Origin of the sequence: Enterococcus sp. AZ141, assembly GCF_051714385.1 — a bacterium.
Classification (GTDB): domain Bacteria; phylum Bacillota; class Bacilli; order Lactobacillales; family Enterococcaceae; genus Enterococcus_D; species Enterococcus_D entomosocium.
This window is the reverse complement of the sequence record NZ_JBIORT010000001.1, coordinates 2,038,643-2,055,406: the sequence shown is the minus strand read 5'-3', so window position 1 is coordinate 2,055,406 and position 16,764 is coordinate 2,038,643. Positions and strand designations below refer to the sequence as shown.

The 16,764-nt window shown below is 43.0% G+C and carries 14 protein-coding genes; 2 read left to right on the top strand and 12 right to left on the bottom strand.

Annotated features, from left to right (window positions below):
* Positions 1–34 precede the first annotated feature (34 nt).
* The 9 genes from IGI89_RS09570 to rhaB form a co-directional block, all read right to left on the bottom strand.
* Positions 35–1,135, bottom strand: a complete 1,101-nt coding sequence (locus IGI89_RS09570) for a PTS fructose transporter subunit IIC (protein WP_194193172.1) — start codon at positions 1,133–1,135, stop codon at positions 35–37.
* A gap of 24 nt (positions 1,136–1,159) precedes the next feature.
* The gene (locus tag IGI89_RS09565; protein ID WP_008380953.1) at positions 1,160–1,480 is read right to left on the bottom strand and encodes a PTS fructose transporter subunit IIB; all 321 of its coding nucleotides are present in this window, start codon (positions 1,478–1,480) and stop codon (positions 1,160–1,162) included.
* Between the two features lie 24 nt (positions 1,481–1,504).
* On the bottom strand, positions 1,505–1,957 hold the full coding sequence (locus IGI89_RS09560) for a PTS sugar transporter subunit IIA (RefSeq protein WP_074536500.1): 453 nt from the start codon (positions 1,955–1,957) through the stop codon (positions 1,505–1,507).
* A 58-nt stretch (positions 1,958–2,015) separates the two neighbouring features.
* Complete coding sequence (locus IGI89_RS09555) at positions 2,016–2,453, bottom strand: PTS sugar transporter subunit IIA (RefSeq protein WP_275626554.1); 438 nt, start codon at positions 2,451–2,453, stop codon at positions 2,016–2,018.
* Entirely contained in the window at positions 2,446–3,924 is a 1,479-nt protein-coding gene (locus IGI89_RS09550; RefSeq protein WP_438735575.1) for a BglG family transcription antiterminator, read from the bottom strand. The genes IGI89_RS09555 and IGI89_RS09550 overlap by 8 nt, the downstream gene beginning before the upstream one ends.
* Before the next feature lie 345 nt (positions 3,925–4,269).
* Positions 4,270–5,421 carry a lactaldehyde reductase gene (gene fucO / locus IGI89_RS09545; RefSeq protein WP_194188777.1) on the bottom strand — a complete coding sequence of 384 codons (1,152 nt, stop codon included), beginning with the start codon at positions 5,419–5,421 and terminating at the stop codon, positions 4,270–4,272.
* 84 nt (positions 5,422–5,505) lie between these two features.
* A complete protein-coding gene (gene rhaD, locus IGI89_RS09540) occupies positions 5,506–6,330 on the bottom strand; it encodes a rhamnulose-1-phosphate aldolase (RefSeq protein ID WP_005234418.1) in 825 nt (274 codons plus the stop codon).
* A 7-nt stretch (positions 6,331–6,337) separates the two neighbouring features.
* Positions 6,338–7,591 (bottom strand): L-rhamnose isomerase, encoded by a 1,254-nt coding sequence (gene rhaA / locus IGI89_RS09535; RefSeq protein ID WP_016612607.1) that lies wholly within the window; start codon positions 7,589–7,591, stop codon positions 6,338–6,340.
* Positions 7,566–9,050 (bottom strand): rhamnulokinase, encoded by a 1,485-nt coding sequence (rhaB, locus tag IGI89_RS09530; RefSeq protein ID WP_438735574.1) that lies wholly within the window; start codon positions 9,048–9,050, stop codon positions 7,566–7,568. Before rhaB ends, rhaA begins: the two co-directional genes overlap by 26 nt.
* Positions 9,051–9,201: 151 nt before the next feature.
* On the opposite strand from rhaB, the gene IGI89_RS09525 reads away from it, so the two are divergent.
* The gene (locus IGI89_RS09525) at positions 9,202–10,083 is read left to right on the top strand and encodes an AraC family transcriptional regulator (protein WP_034872044.1); all 882 of its coding nucleotides are present in this window, start codon (positions 9,202–9,204) and stop codon (positions 10,081–10,083) included.
* Between the two features lie 56 nt (positions 10,084–10,139).
* Here IGI89_RS09525 and IGI89_RS09520 read toward each other — a convergent pair whose 3' ends face one another.
* Positions 10,140–11,954, bottom strand: a complete 1,815-nt coding sequence (locus IGI89_RS09520; RefSeq protein ID WP_438735573.1) for a beta-glucoside-specific PTS transporter subunit IIABC — start codon at positions 11,952–11,954, stop codon at positions 10,140–10,142.
* On the bottom strand, positions 11,951–14,608 hold the full coding sequence (locus tag IGI89_RS09515; protein WP_438735572.1) for a glycosyl hydrolase: 2,658 nt from the start codon (positions 14,606–14,608) through the stop codon (positions 11,951–11,953). The genes IGI89_RS09520 and IGI89_RS09515 overlap by 4 nt, the downstream gene beginning before the upstream one ends.
* A 152-nt stretch (positions 14,609–14,760) precedes the next feature.
* On the opposite strand from IGI89_RS09515, the gene IGI89_RS09510 reads away from it, so the two are divergent.
* Complete coding sequence (locus IGI89_RS09510) at positions 14,761–15,729, top strand: AraC family transcriptional regulator (protein WP_008380931.1); 969 nt, start codon at positions 14,761–14,763, stop codon at positions 15,727–15,729.
* Between the two features lie 172 nt (positions 15,730–15,901).
* Here IGI89_RS09510 and IGI89_RS09505 read toward each other — a convergent pair whose 3' ends face one another.
* Positions 15,902–16,756: a GRP family sugar transporter gene (locus IGI89_RS09505; protein WP_005234411.1), complete on the bottom strand. Its 855-nt coding sequence runs from the start codon at positions 16,754–16,756 to the stop codon at positions 15,902–15,904.
* Between the last annotated feature and the right edge of the window lie 8 nt (positions 16,757–16,764).

Sequence of the window (16,764 nt, the reverse complement as noted above, 5' to 3'; positions counted from 1 at the left end):
AGGAACGATTCTTCTTTCAATTGAATCGCTTTTCTTAGAAAATTTGAATATCATCTAAATCGATTTCTTCTTCTTCCACTTCTGCTTGCGCGGCTACTTGTTCTTCAGTGACATTTTTCTTGATCAAAGCCAAGGTGATCCCAGTCACTACTATATTTACCAACAAAGCTACTGCCCCAGCCCATGGACGAGTCATAGTCGGCAGCATCAGCACACCACCAAACGGTACCGTTGCATCTGCCCCTAAGACCATTGAAACAGCACCTCCAGCAGCGCCACCGATAGCTGTTGCGATCAGCCCTCGGACGATATCGTTCATAACGATTGGGATCACCCCTTCAACGATATTGATCACACCCATTGGTACGGCAGATTTTAACGTTTCCACTTCTACAGGCGTATAGATGTTTTTGCCGAACAATTTTGCAATAAAGAATGCTAAACCAAAACCGATTGGTGTTGCAGTATTGACTAATTGCAACGCAGTGATCGGTCCATTGATCCCTTCTGCTTGCATCGTCAGAACAAAAGCAAAGACCGTTTTATTGATTGGTCCGCCATAATCAACGCCACTCAACAAGCCGATGACCGCACCAAAAACCAATAATGAAGAGGAGCCTAAGCTATTTAATGCGTTCGTTAGTAAGTTCGTAAAGGCAGTGATCGGTGTACCGATAATATAGACCATGATCAGACCACCGATCAAAGAGGTCAAAAAGGGAATGATCAATGTCGGCATCAAGCCTTTCGCCCAATTTGGTACTTTAATATATCGTAAAATAGCAATTACTAGATATCCAGCTAAGTAGCCGCCCAAGATTCCCCCAATAAAACCTGCACCAATGGCATTGGCTGTCAAACCAATAATAAACCCTGGCGCGATCCCCGGTTTTTCGGCAATCGCATAAGAAATTCCTGTCGCAATGACCACCGGAAGCAACCCGAGTCCTGCACCTCCCATCGTAGCTAAAGCATCCCAAATCGTAAATTCACCTGGCACCAGTTGTCCCTGACTGGTGCCGCCGAAAGCCATGCCAATGGCAATCAAGAATCCGGCACCGCAGACGATCGGAATCAAATAGGAGATGGCTGTCAATAAATGTCCTTTTAAATTCAATGCTTTGATTTTTTCCATAGTTTCCTTCCTCCTTCGGTTTGCTTAGACCGCCTGCTGTTGGACGACCTCTTTGGCTTTTTCCAACAATTTGCTTGGGGACTTGATGGCAACTTCGGTCGGCACTTGAATGATCCGTTTCCCTTCAAATCGTTCACGTCCTGCTACTTTGACGTCAACTGCTAAAATCACGACATCTGCAGCCGCAATCGCTTCAGGTGACAATTCATTTTCACGGCCGATCGTTCCTTGTGTTTCCACATGGATCTCGTAACCTGCCTTTTTAGCCGCATTTTCTAACTTTTCTTGCGCAATATAAGTGTGAGCGATCCCTACTGTACATGCACATACTCCGACAATTTTCATAATAATTCCTCCTTAAATTTTCTGTTATCCTTGAAATGCTTCAATCACTTGCTGCGGCTCTTTTGCTTTCAACAAGGCAGCCGTCACCTCGTCATTTCCTAATTTCCGAGCGAACAAAGAGAGTAGTTTCAAATGCTTTTGCGCCCCTTCCGTGTCATCACCGACGGCAAATAAGATAATTCCTTTCACTCCCTTGCCATCCAACGTTTCCCAAGGGATCTCTTCTTTTAAAACCCCGATTGCTACGCCGATCTCCTTCACATGAGCACTTTTTCCATGGGGAATGGCAATGTAATTGCCAATCCCTGTTTGACCGACTGCTTCCCGCTCATAGACATCTTTTAAAAATGCTGCCTGATCCGTCAAGTACTCATTGGTATATAAAAGCTGACTCAATTGCTGCAGGGCTTCTTCTTTAGAAGCTGCCTCCATGTTGGTTTTGATTATTTTTGGATCAATCACTGTTGAAATATCCATTCGTTTTCCTCCTCTAGTTGATTACCTTTTACCTTACTGAATTGACCATTCATTCCTATCAGCCACGTTGGTTGAGAAGGAAGGCTTCGATTTCTTCTTTTGATTTTTCTGCAATGAAGTGCAGATTTTCTTCATAGGCGAAACATTTCATTAAACGGATGACTGCTTGTTTCACCGCGGTTGTTTCGTTAGTCTTCATCAGGATCGCAAAAATCGTTTTTGCTTGCAGCGTTCCCTGCCAAAGGACTTCTTCACCTCTGACGAGGACGATTCCGCTTTTTTTCACCACAGCACTTTCAATGTGCGGTAGCGCAAAATCTTCAGCAATCATCGTATTGCCGCTCGCTTCTCGGGCTTGCAGAGCTTCAAATAGCAAGGTTTTGCTCTCCGTCAGCCCGATTGTTTGGCTAACTGCTGCAATCTTCCTTAAAACATCGACTTTCGTCTCTCCAGCTTCTGTTGAAACTAAAGTAAGGGACAAAGGGAATTTAGTCATTTCTCACCCTCCCAATCATCGCTTCAAGGCGTTTTTGGTCTTCCATCGTCAGCATGGCACTCACGATCACGACCGGAATCGGACTATCGATCGTTAATTGAACGGTTGAGATGATCATCTCCGTATCCGGGTGCTGCTTTAAAGCCGCTTCCACATCACGAGAAGGTAGGACAGCCGTGATTGCCAACTCACGAAACTTCTTATGCACTTTTACTTTTAATAATTCGGAGGTCCCGATTCCCGTAGTACAGACGATCATGACCTTGAGTTGTTGGGGATGTTCTTCGATCGCTTGAGCAAAGTAAAGGGTGACAAAGCCGATTTCATCTTCTGTGAGCACTGGCAAATCATACACTTGACAGATTTCTCTTGCAGTCTCTTCGGTAGCAAAAAACAAATCTGTGTATTCTAATTTGATTTGCTCCAAAAGATTGTTTTTGACTTCGATCCCATGTCGCAATCGATTGATCATTGGTTTGATATGGCGAGCCAATTTACCGAATAACTCCTCGTCTTCAAATGAGCGCTGCAGCTGAGTGCTCATTTTTTCTATAAATGCATTGGAAATCAGTTTTACTTGTTCTGACAGATCCTCTAGTTCATCCGTGGCCTTTTGCATCCGTGAGGAGACGAGGTACTGATACATATAATAGCTTTCGTTTTCTGGTAATTTCGTATGCAAGTACTGTTCGCTATTGCCAATGATCTCTTTGGCGATGGTGGCTAACTCTGGGTTTTCTTGCATTTGCTGTTTCTCTTTCTCATCTAAAATATCCTCGTTAAACGAATTCCCTACTTTGCGAAACCGCCGCAATAAGATATACAGGTGAGAAAAAATATTGATGTTGTATGGGTGAGGAATTACTAAGCCTAGGTGATTTTCAATCAAATTCAGCTGTCGCAAAACAAACTCCGCATCATAACGGTTGAACGCCTCATTCGTCACATGCAGATCATCCAAGCGGATATTGCGGGTTTGCTGGATATACTCCTGCAATGCACGACGGATATTTTTTTCTGCACCGTTCACCCCGATCATTTTATTTTTGCGGGAAACCGTCAGCTCAAAACGCTGCAAAGCTTCAGAAATTAATTTCTCATCACTGTTGATAACCGTTTCACTCACATAAAAAGGCTGATACAGGGAAAAAATATTCTTTCTTTTTGGAGAAATAAGCAATAGCTCCTCCATCACTTTGTTCCGGCGTTCCACTGGTGTCAGCGCATTTGGCATTTCCGCTTTCTGACTCTGGGGCTTTTCTTGATGATGGAAACTTAAGCGGTAGCCTTTCCCTTTTTCTGAGAGAATCACATAGTCAATCGCGGCATCCTCATTGATCGCTTTTACGATGCGATAAATCGACTTTGTAGAAAGTCGAAGCGCTGCGGATAGTTCATCGGCCGTGACAAATTCTCTCGTATTGGAAAGAATATGGATGATTTTTCTCTTTCGTTGTTCCATAACAGTCATGTAACCGTTCTCCTTTCTACACACTTATCATAGCACTAGGAAATGTAAGCGTTCTATCATTCTTTGTCCCCTTCATGGGACAAAGATGATCAATAATAAGAATTACAATACAACGTTAAGGACAAAAAAAACAGCCATTTTTCAAAATGGCTGTAACAAAGTCAGTGTTATCATCAATGTTCATTATTCAACTGTTGGAATAAGAAAAGCTGCTAGTTCCCATGAAACGAGAAGGAAAACGCCGTTTATCGAAACCCTTCAACCGTCGTTAAGGAGCAATCCAGGTTTGAGCGCCTATACAGCAAGCGAAATAAGCACGCTCATTGAAAGGAACGATTTGAGCTTTTACATCAACGAACGATAAAGCTCAATAATCTCTTCTAAAGTCGTTTCCCGCGGGTTGCCTGGTGTGCAGACATCGTTCAAGGCATCTTTGGCGATGGCTGGGATATCTTCTTCTTTGACGCCTAATTCAGAAATGGTCGCTGGAATGCCCACATCTTTGCTTAACTGATCGATTGCTTGGCAAGCAGCATCTCGGACGTCTTCAAGTGACATCGTTTCTGCCCCTTCAATGCCTAAAACGATCGCGATCTCACGGTATTTTTCACCCGTAAAGTCTTTGTTGTATTTCATGATGGTTGGCAACAAAGACGCGCACGCTACTCCGTGAGGAATGTTGTACCAAGCGGACAATGGATGTGCCATGCCGTGGACTAAGCCCAAGCCGACATTTGAAAAGCCCATACCGGCAATGTATTGCCCTAGTGCCATCGCTTCTCGTCCTGCTTGATCGCCATTCACGGAATCTCTCAATGATCGCCCGATGATCTCGATTGCTTTGATGTGCAGCATGTCAGTCATTTCCCAAGCGCCTTTGGTGATGAAGCCTTCGATGGCGTGGGTCATGGCATCCATTCCCGTTGCGGCTGCCAAGCTCTTCGGCATCCCCATCATCATATCGCTGTCCACAAAGGCTACTAGAGGAATATCGTGAGGATCTACACAAACGAATTTCCGATGATTTTCTTCATCTGTAATCACATAGTTGATCGTTACCTCGGCTGCAGTCCCAGAAGTTGTCGGTACCGCTAAAATCGGCAAGCATGGATGTTTCGTGTCTGCCACGCCTTCCAAACTAATCACATCGGAAAATTCAGGATTCGTAGCAATAATCGCAATCGCTTTTGCCGTATCGATCGGTGAACCACCGCCAATCGCAATGATACAATCAGCTTGGGCTTCTTTGACAAACGCTAAGCCGTCTTTGACATTTTGAATCGTTGGGTTGGGCACGATCCCATCATATAACGCATAGTCGACACCTGCTTCATCCAATAATTTCGTCACTTTGGTTGCTACTTCAAATTTCACCAAATCTTTGTCGGTGATCACTGCCGCTTTTTTGAACCCTCGTGCCTTGAATTCTGTCGGTACGTTCTCGATCGCTCCTTTTCCAAAATACGATGTTTCATTCAAAATCATTCTATTCGCCATTCTTCCTACCTCCATTTGTTTGTTTATTCACAATATAGTTTAAATAGAAAAAACTGAAAGCCTTTTCTATTCTTCTACCATTGATTATACCTCAAGATAGCCTGCTCGGGGAGTGACTTTGAAAGCGTCAGCCAATTTTTTCAGATTTTCATCTGTAATGGTTTGTAAAATTGGGCCTTGCGCTTTGACATAGGTGTACACTTCCGCAGCTTTCTCTGCCGTTTCAATCAAGCCAAAGACTTCGTCCATATCTTTGCCAGCGCCATAGATCCCATGTTGTGGCCAAAGAACCAAACGGGTTTCTTTCATTTTAGCAGCCGTTGCTTCGCCGATTTCATTCGTTCCTGGGACCATCCAAGGAATGATGGAAACGCCTTCTGGGAAGACAACCAAACACTCCGTACACATTTGCCACAAGGTCCGCGTGAAACTGCGTTCATCCAACTCATGGGTAAAACTCATGGCCAAAAGATGCGATGCGTGGTTATGCATGATGATTCGGTTTTCTGGATCGACCGACAAGCGAGCGATATGACTCATGAAATGACTTGGCAATTCACTCGTTGGCACCGCACCATTTTCCAAGCCCCAAAGCAATTCCAATGTTTGCCCATCTTCTTTGACCCGAATCACACCAAGGTTTTCCGCTGGATGTGCGGCTACATTTTTAAAGTATTTTCCTGAACCTGTCACAATAAAGTACTTGCCGGCTAGTGCCGTAGCATCAAAAATCATGGGAATTTCCCGCAAGACGCTTTGCGGATCGATGAAAGGCAAGATCTCTTCTTCTGTTAATAAGTAAGAAATATTGCCACCGTTGCGCTCATCCCACCCTAAACGGTAAAGATTTGCTGTTGTTTCCATCATTTCTTGTACAAAATTCGCTTGTAAAATATCAATCTTTTTCATCGTTCTCCTACTTTCTGGCTTTTAAGACGGTTTCTTCATAGGCTTTCACTTCTGATAGCCAATCCAGACCTGCTGGTACCCCTTGGCTTTCACAGAAGTAATTCCAAACATCTGCATACGGATAGTCTTTTAATTCTTCCGTCATGGCTAAACGAGTGGTGAAATCACCTGACAATTCGATTGCTTTTAGTTCTTCGATCGGTTCTAGCATCGCTTTTAGCAACGCTTTTTGAGTATTGCGCGTCCCGATCACCCACGCAGCGACCCGATTGATCGTCGCATCAAAGAAATCTAACCCAATGTTGGTTTTTGGCAATAAGTCATTGCGAACCAATTCGCGGCCAATCTCTTGCAGTTCATCATCCATGATCACGACATGATCACTATCCCAGCGTACAGGACGGCTGACATGCAGCAAAATGCCTTTGCTAAATAGTGCCAATGAAGACAATTTATTGGAGATCACCTCGGTTGGATGGAAATGTCCAGCATCCAAACAAATCAATTTATCGCGCGTCAAGCCATAGCCCATATAAAATTCATGAGAGCCGACGGTGTAGGCTTCGGCACCAAGACCAAACAACTTGCTTTCCACGGCATCTACCGTGTATTCCGCTGGCAATTCTTCAGCAAAAATCTCATCTAACGCTGTCATCAAGCGTTCCCGTGGTGTAAAACGATCGATCGGGTTGTCTTTGTAGCCATCTGGCACCCAGAAATTATTGACACAGACTTGCCCAGTTTCTTTCCCCATATAGGCAGCGATTTGACGAGAACGTTTGCCGTGTTCGATCCAGAACTGACGAACTTCTTCATCTGGTGAAGCAAGGGTAAAGCCATCTTTGAACATGGGATGTGAGAAAAAGGTTGGATTGAAGTCTAAACCTAAGCCTTGTTCTTTCGCCCAAGCGACCCATTTTTCAAAATGCTTCGGCTCCAATTCATTTAGATCCACTGCTTCCTCGGTGTCTAAATAGATGGCGTGAAGGTTCAATTTGTGTTTTCCAGGAATCAAAGAGTAGGCTTTTTCTAAATCTTGGCGCAACTCCTCTGGGGTATGGGCAGCACCAGGATAATTCCCCGTTACAGAGATCCCACCAGATAATGCTTCATCACTCAAAAATCCTTGGACATCGTCCCCTTGCCAAACATGCATCGAGATTTTCACATCGGCTAATTTTTTCAAAACCGCATCCGTGTCGACGCCTAATTTGGCATATGCTGTCTTAGCTTCTTCATAACGCTGTTGAATCGTTGTCATTTTTTCCTTCTCCTTCTATAAAACGTTTATAGTTGCTTAAAATCTTGTGATCAAAAGGCTGTGGTTCATGAACACTGCAAGGAAATGAGTGTTTGACCGCGCGGCGTGCTTCAACCAGCGACGTGAAGATGCCAGCACTCATCATCTGCATTAAAAGATTGCCGATCGCCGTTGCTTCACTTGGGCCAGCTTCGATCGTCAGCTGCGCAGCATCAGCCGTCAGTTGATTTAAAAAGCGATTGTTGGAACCGCCCCCCACGATATGCAGTTTTTGCAGCTTGTTCGTCGTACCTGTCAGCTGTTCCAGCTTTTGCAATTCGCTGGCATAACAAAGCGCTAAGTTATCATAAACACAGCGAGCCAGTTCCCCTGCGGTTTCTGGAACTTTCTGCTGGGTTTCTCGACAATACGCTTGCAGTTCAGTAATCATATTTTCTGGATTCAAAAAACGAGGATCATTGACATCGACAAACTGTTGAAAAGCAGGCGTTGCTTGCGCCAATTCCGCCAATTCTGCATAGGAATATTGATAATCTTGCTGCCGAGCCACTTCTTGGATCAGCCACATGCCCATGATATTTTTTAAAAAGCGAATCGTGTTGTGGGCACCCCATTCGTTCGTATAATTTTCATCGAAGGCGGCAAGGGAAACGTTGGGTACTTTGGTTTCGATCCCCAGCAATGACCATGTCCCGCTGCTGATGTAGCCCCACTCTGACCCTTCTCCGGGTGTACCGATGATCGCCGACGCCGTATCATGACTAGCGACAGTGACAAAGGTCGCTTGTGGCAAATCATAGGCTGGAAACTTCTGAGTTTGCAGTGTGCCTAAAACCGTCCCAGCATCAACCAATGGTGGGAACAGTCCTTCTGTTACGCCAATCTCAGCTAATAATTCTGCATCCCATGTTTGGGTATTGGCATTTAGAAGCTGCATCGTCGAGGCATTGGTTTTTTCCGTGACCATCTTGCCGGTAAAAACGTAGCCCAAATAATCTGGAATCAACAGCAGTTTGTCGGCTTTTTGCAACAGTTGCGCTTCTTCTGTAGCTAATTGAAAAATCGTGTTGAAGGGCTGCAGCTGAATGCCTGTTTTCTCATACAGTTTTTGCAAAGAATAGCGCTGGCCAAAAGCCGCGATCGCATCATTGGTGCGACTATCTCGATAAGCGACTGGGTCGCCTAAACGTTCGCCTGCTTGATCGATCAAACAGTAGTCCACTGCCCAGGTGTCGATTCCGACGAAGCAGTCATTGATACCGGCTTGTTTCACTTTTTGCAGTCCTACTAAAATCTCTTGGATCAAATAATCGATCGCCCAGCGGTCAAAGCCTTCAAGGGGACGAAAGCCGTTTTTAAAGCGATGGATCTCTTCTAAAGTGATCTGCTCATTTTCCCAACGGCTCAACATCAGACGACCGCTTGATGCGCCGATATCGATTGCGATAAATGTGTTCACTGGTCTCCACCTTTCATTATCTTGGTTAAAAATAAATCGATTACAATTTACTGATTCATTCTTGTTGCCTCAATTTTAGCTTGACAATCAACGAGTTTCATCACACAATTTTGATAAAGACTTGCACAATCTTGGTAAAAAGGAGGATCCGATGGATTACTGGGAAAAAGCCAACCACTCGTGGTCAACCGATTCACTGCGTTACATCAACACTTCAACCCAAAAGCAGCGTGAACTTTTCTATTACATTCAAGAAATCGGCTATTTCAAAGCCAGCAAACCTTACTTTACAGAACGAGAGAACTTGCCTTCTTATTTGATCAAATATACATTGTCCGGTTGCGGTGAATTGCGCTACAAAGGAAAAAGCTATCAATTAAAAGCAGGTGATGTGTTTTTTATCGACTGCCTAGACTATCAGTACTACCGCACCGTTAGTCAAGAGCCCTGGGAAATGGACTGGATCCATCTATATGGCGCCAACGTCGCAGCGTTTTATGATGAATTTCTCAAAAATGGCAGTCCAGTTTTTCACACAAATCCTGCCAGCAGCCGCCAAAATCCGATCCATTTGGTCTTACAAGATTTATTGATGTTACAGCCAGAACCAAATGCGAAAACTGCCTTCCAAAGCTCTGTTTTGATCCATCAGCTACTCAATGAACTGCTCCTGCAAAAATATCATCTCGATTTTTCGGATAGTGAGATCCCGCCTTATATTTTGCAGATTCGTGACCAGCTAGAAGAGGATTTCCGTCAAGGGATCACCTTGGAATCTTTGGAGGAAAGGTACCATATCAATAAGTATCAAATCGTCAAGGAGTTTTCCAAATACATGGGCTTGCCCCCCATCGAGTACCAGATCAGCAAACGCATCTCTTACTCGAAAGACCTTTTGCGCTATTCTCGTCTTTCCATCAAAGAGATCTCATTGGCGATCGGCATCGAAAACACCGCCTATTTCAGCCGTTTATTCAAGAAAAAAGTCGGCATTTCACCTAGTGATTATCGACAAACGGAGAATGGACGGTAAAAAGAAACATGAAATCATTCACTGATTTCATGTTTCTTTTCATTGAATCTAAGGTTTTAGTTGGCAACAATAAGTGACTCTTTTTCATTCATGATCTTCTCAAATGCTGACGCATTCGTTACCACAACTGGCGTAATGGTCGCATATCCCTCTGCTTGGATAGCTGCGAGATCGGCTTTTATCAGCGGCTGGCCCTTTTTGATTGCTTGATTTGCTTCAATAAGGGTCGTAAAGTGCCTTCCCTCTAGCTCTACTGTGTCAACACCGATATGGATCAAAAGTTCAACGCCTTGATCACTGGTCAAGCCGATCGCATGCTTTGTTGGAAATAAAGCAGTGACCACGCCATCAAAAGGGGCATAAAAGGTGTTTGATTGTGGTTTGATTGCTTTCCCTTGCCCCATCAAGCCTTCTGAAAAAACTTTGTCAGGAACCTCTGTTAAGGGAACGACTTCTCCTTGAACGACTTCTTGAAAATTGATTTTTGTATTCACTGGCTCTTTTGAATTGACTGCTTTCCTTTTTTCAGGTTCTACAATTCCCCAAAAATAGGTGATTAGAAATGCCGCAACAAGCCCTACTACCTGCGAAGCAATCCCACCATAAAATCCACCATCGATTCCTGCTGGATTGATAATCAAAGGAATACCCAACAATCCTGAACCACCAAAAGAATACTGCACTGTCTGCATAAATCCTGCAATAACACCACCTAAACTTCCACTGATGACAGCAGCGATCAACGGACGTTTATAAGGAAGTAATACTCCGTACAATGCTGGTTCACTGACACCAATCAGGGTTGTCAGACCTGTTGAGTATGCGAGTGCTTTCGTTTTATCGTTTTTCGTTCGTAGACCAACCGCCACGACAGCTCCAGCCATTGCCATTTGGTTCGCTAAGAGCAGACCCATCACAGGATCGAATCCTTGCATCGCCATGTTGTTAAGAAAAATTGGAATGAATGCCCAATGCAATCCGAACATGAGCATCAAGATCCATGGTCCCCCAATCACCAGCCCGCCCAAAACCGGACTGAAGTGATAAACATTATTAACAAGCGTTGCCAGTAGACTTGATAAGTTGGATATAATTGGACCAACGACCAGCAAGGCAAGAGGGACAGAAACTAGTAACACGATAAGAGGCTGTACCATGAATCGCAAATCTTTCAACGGCCAATTCTGAACGAAGCCATTGATTTTGGCTGCCACCCAGACAGCAATGATTGCCGGAAAAACGGAAGAAGTATAGTCCATCATATTCACGGGAATCGACAAAAAGGTCAAACTACCTTCTGTCGCATACGGCAGCAAAGTAGGATAGATCAATGATGCCCCAATCAACATTCCGACATAGCTGTTTAATTTAAAATAATTTGCCGCCGAAGCACCTAATAAGATTGGCATGAAGTAAAAGAAAGCATTAGACAATGCATACAAAACGATATAGGTTCCCGAAGTTTCTGACAAAATACCTGCTACTGATAAAATCGTCAAGATCCCTTTGATCGTTCCTGACGCAGCCATAGCGCCTAAAGCTGGCGTGAAAATCCCTGAAATCGTGGAGGTAAACTGATCAAAAAGAGATTTTTTTGTTTTTTCATGGGTATTGTCTTCTATTAATTCGCCGACTTGTTGCAGGACCGCTTCATAGACATCGTTTACACGATTTCCTAAAACGATCTGGTACTGTCCGCCCTGTTCAACGACTGAAATCACTCCGTCAAGACTAGCAATGGTCTCCTTACTTGGGGTATCTGTATCATGCAATACAAAACGCAGACGTGTGACGCAATGGGTCACCGATTCGATATTGGCTTTTCCACCAATCTCCTTTAAAACCTCTGTTGCCAACTGCTGGTTGTTCATTTTTGCTCCTCCTCAATAAAAAGTTTGATTTCGCCAGTGATCCCCAAAGGCTCGAACAGGACAAACTGTGAAAGATAATCCCGCATACTGCGACCTAAATTATTGATCACTTCAATCTGGATGGAATTATTCGTTTCTTGAAGCAGGTCCGTCAACTCAAATGTATACGGTGTACTGATTCTTGTGCCTACACAATGACCGTTCACTGAAACAGTCACAACTTCTGAAGCATCTTCAATACTTAATAAAACCTCTCCTGCTGCTTTAGGGAAGTCCACGGTATAAGTGATTTTCCCGCTAAACCGACTGAAGTCATCACCGACTCCCAGTAAAGGCAATGACGAATATTGTTTTTGACAGGCAACTACCGCTTGCTCTTTCCCGATTCCTTCGAAAGTGACTTGCCATGGCTGATCGTTTAGATGAACTTCTTTCACTGGTTTGCTTCTATCAATACGCAATGGTTGTTCCGAGGTAGCTTCAAAAAGAATCATACTCTCTGCTGGTGCTAAACGAATCTCATAGCTGCCATTTTTATATGACACAGGTTTCAGTTTATTTTCTACTGGATCATATTGAACTAAAGGCTTCTTAGCAGGAAAAACAGCCTGAAACTGCAGCGATTCACTGTCATTTTCATTGAAAAGCATGAATATTTCATCTGTCTGCTGCTGATAATGATAGTAGCGCAAATACGGCAGAGCTTTTGATGTTTCTAAACGATCCCGTACCTTCAAGCCAACGTTATCAGTAAGTGCTGTGAGCGGTGTTACTTCCGTAAGGCGAGCGAGAAGCCGCAGTTCATGAGTAAGCAGAGTTTGTTCAAGGGCTTCTTTCACCATTTCCTCAACAAAAATAATTTGAATTCCAGATTCTGCGAGAGCTGTCAGCTTTTTGATCAATGGACCAGACATTCGCTCAGTATATGGAATGACTAGTGTTTGAAAGGCATACTCATTGATGACAAACGTTTGATCCGTAAATTGCGCATCAAGCATCATCTCAACCGAAACGATTTCAAATTCGTATTGATGTTCCATCAGTTCACGAACAACTTTTTGAATCGGCATATAAGCGCCTGCCCACTCCGCTTCAGCATGGTAAAGCACAGCAATATCCGCTTGATGTTTCCCGTCGCTAAATAGATAACTCAAACGATTCATATACGTCATCAGCTGTTTGAAGCCCTCAAATTGTGGATTATGGCCTTGCGCATAAAAGTGTGGCGGGCAATCGGCATCAGGAAAGTCATTCATTGAAAAAGCATGAGGGACAAAATGATTGACCCCTCGCACCAGCATGTGATCGGTTAGCCATTTCATCAGTTTGGTTCCTTCTGACCAACCATATGCACCGAAAACTTCGCACATCGTTCGACCTTGTTTCACAGGGTCTAAGTTTCCTAAAGATGCCCCCATTTTCCCTAATGCGTAATGGAAAAATTCGCCATCCCAGCCAGTAGATGTCATGGCTTCAAAGTATCCGTCATTTTGTTTCGGCATCAATTGATGCAAAACGACATCGATCCCTGCCATCGATTGTCCTTTCATCGATTGAAAGAAGTGACCTGCCCCATAGCCTAAACGTGCATGGGCATTGTTATCCTCAATTACATGTCCGATATAGTCGACCTTATGTTCCCGACACCAGCGTCCGATCCGCTGAGAAAAGTGTTGACTATATAGCTCAGAAACCAACGACATATAATTGTAACGAATCTTAGCCGTCTGTTTTGATTCACCACGATAGAGAGCCGGCAACAGCCCTCGCAGCTCAGTTTCAGATATGGCTAGCTGGTTTGCTAACAAAGTCAACAAATCATACCGCCACGGCAATGGCATATCTACTTTTCCAAGGACTGCATCAGGACCCTTGATATTCCCAAACCGCGGTTCATCTGAGAAAAATCCTTGGATCGTTGTGCCAAATTTCTCTCCAAAGTGTTGATAATGACTTTGATAAACCGTTTCCAGCAAAACATCCGTTGCTTCTGGTACCAAAGGATTCAAGTACCCTTGTGTCGAAGCTTCCCCGCCTTCTTGTGTCGTGTAAAAGATAAAGATACTCCACTCACCTTCAGGAATAGACCAATACAATGTCTCATCAATCATTGAGTCTGTAAGGTCGATCCACTTCTCCTCGCTGATCTGCTTAAATCCAGTTTTTTGGACCGCAACGGCGCTGATGATTTTAGCAGAAAAAAATGATTTGCCACTCTCGTTAACCGTTTCCCCTTCGGAATTCAAAATATTCGGTCGCTCTGCATTGGAACACCAATCCAACATAATTCCAGCATTCTTTTTTGGGCCTACAAAATCAAATTGTCGAAAATTCAAAAATTCTTTCTGCAAATGTCGATGATTCTTCTCAATTTCTCCTGCGGCGTAGCCTGTTGGAAAGTGCTTGTCATCCAAAATCCAAAGTGTCATTTGTCTTTTTTCACACTCTTCAATGATGATCGCCAACTCGTCCCACCATTGCGCTTTCAAAAATTCTTCATGAGGGCGTGATTCGATGCAGACAGATCGGATGCCGGCTTCGTAAATTTTATTGATGTAAGTTTGAATCGTCTCCTTCTCTTCTCCATGCATCCATAAAAACGGAAAAATATGATTATCATATTTTTCGTTCAATAAATTCGTTATCTTTTTCATACAAATTCCTCTTTCTTTCTCATTCAACTTCATTTAAAATCATAATAAATACGCTTTCAAATGTATCATAAGCAATTCTGCAGATTGAAACAATGTCATCTTCTTTGCAGATAATTATCATATTTTTAGATTTACGAAAGGAGGGGATTGTAATGACAACCGAAGAAATGGAAAAAAAGCTTTTTCAGTTATCTGAGCGGGAATGCTATCACAGAGACCATCCAAACCACCTTTCTGACTATTATCAACAGCTGGAAAAAGTGATGATCAATGGCCGACAAGTTTACTTATTCGATAATCTGATGGAAGAACAAGAAAACTTTACTCTGTTAAAGCAAAGCCGCTTCAGTCCAGTTCCTTATCATAACCACAGTTTTATCGAATTAAATTATATCTACTCAGGAACATGCACCCAATTGATCGATGATCAGAAAGTTACGCTGACAAAAGGACAAATTTGTCTGATTGATACCGGAATTCCCCATTCGATTGAAATGACTGGTGAAGACGATGTTTTGATCAATCTTTTGATCAAGCGGGATTATTTCGCTCAATTGATTAGTCGAGAACAGTTTAATGAAGGGGTCGTGCTTGATTTTGTTCTGACTGCATTGTCAGACAAGCACGCGCATGACCAATATATTGTCTTTAAGAACAATAAAGATGATCGGATCCATGCTGTGATTCAAGAAATGCTGAAAGAAACTTATGAAAAAGCCATTGGTAGTAAACGAATCATCAGCAATCTAATAGCCATTCTTTTCACTTTTCTCGTACGTGAGTTCGACTATCAGACCAACAAGCAAGAAGCGGCAAAAAAACAGCACATTCTAGCGATCTTGACCTATATCGAAGAGAACTTCCAAACGGTTACTTTGCCAAAACTCGCCACCCTTTTTAACTATTCTCCTTCCTATTTAAGTGCATTGATCAAACGAGAAACTAGTAAAAATTTGACCGAATTGATTATCGAAAAGAAATTGAATCTCGCCCACAACTTAATTGCTTCCTCCACCAAACCAATCACCCAATGTGCGGCTGAAGCAGGTTTCACCAATATCACTTTTTTCTATAAAAAATACAAACTGTATTATGGGCATACGCCAAAAAAGAAAAAATGATTCTATGTCGCTACTTGCTTAAATAAAAAAATGTGGCATAAGTTAAATATTCATGTTCTAAACAAAAAAAAGAGTGGTTACCCACTCTTTGATTTTTAAGATAAGTTCTTTATTGGTTAAACTGTTATCTGCTACTTTATTGATCACTAACTAAAATTGCTCAGGTGCAAAGTTATTTCAACCAACTCATCCCTAATACACCAACAATATAGAGCAAGCTACCAAGAGCTACAAATTGCTTTTCTCTGCCAACTTTTTGTTCCTTTAAGAGGACAATACTTCCATAAGTAGCAACAAGTAAGCTCATTTGAGAAAATGAATAGGTTACGCCTACACCTAAAGAAGACGATACAGCGAATAACGAAGTATTCGCGATAACCCATGTGCTACCAGTACCTAAATTGTGGATTATTTTGCGGAAACGCAACTGTTGCTTACTTTTCAAGGAAATTACGCTTCCCCCGAGAAACATCCCTACTGCCTGAGGCAAGAAAATCTGTGCGCCACTTATCTGAAACAGACCAGTGACTGTCACATATAGCATCAAAAAAGCTGAAGAACAACATAGATAAAGAAGTACTTGCTGTGTTAAGCCTGTTTGCTGATGAGTTGTCTTAGTTACAAGGAAAACACCTGTTAGAATGACTCCTAATGCCATGATTGAGAAAATTACAGTCGTTAAATCTGTCCATTCTTTGAGAAAGAAGCCAGATGCTAATGTAACAAATAATAATTGGGTCCCGACGGAGACGGGCATTACTTTAGAAACCTCCGCTTTCTCCAAAGCGAGAAATTGGAAGTATTGTCCGCAAGCCCAAAAAACCCCAGATAATAAACTGATGAAAAATGGCACCATGGCATAACTCACTTGATTCAAGAAACCAAATACACTACCGAAAATCAAGGCTGCGATTGTTGTTCCTAGCAGTTGTTCCTCTGATTTTCCTCCCATCAATTTAGCGACGATTGGCATTAAGCCCCATCCTAGTGCAGGCAGTGAGGCAAGCAATAAAAGTTGTACGGACATAAAAACTC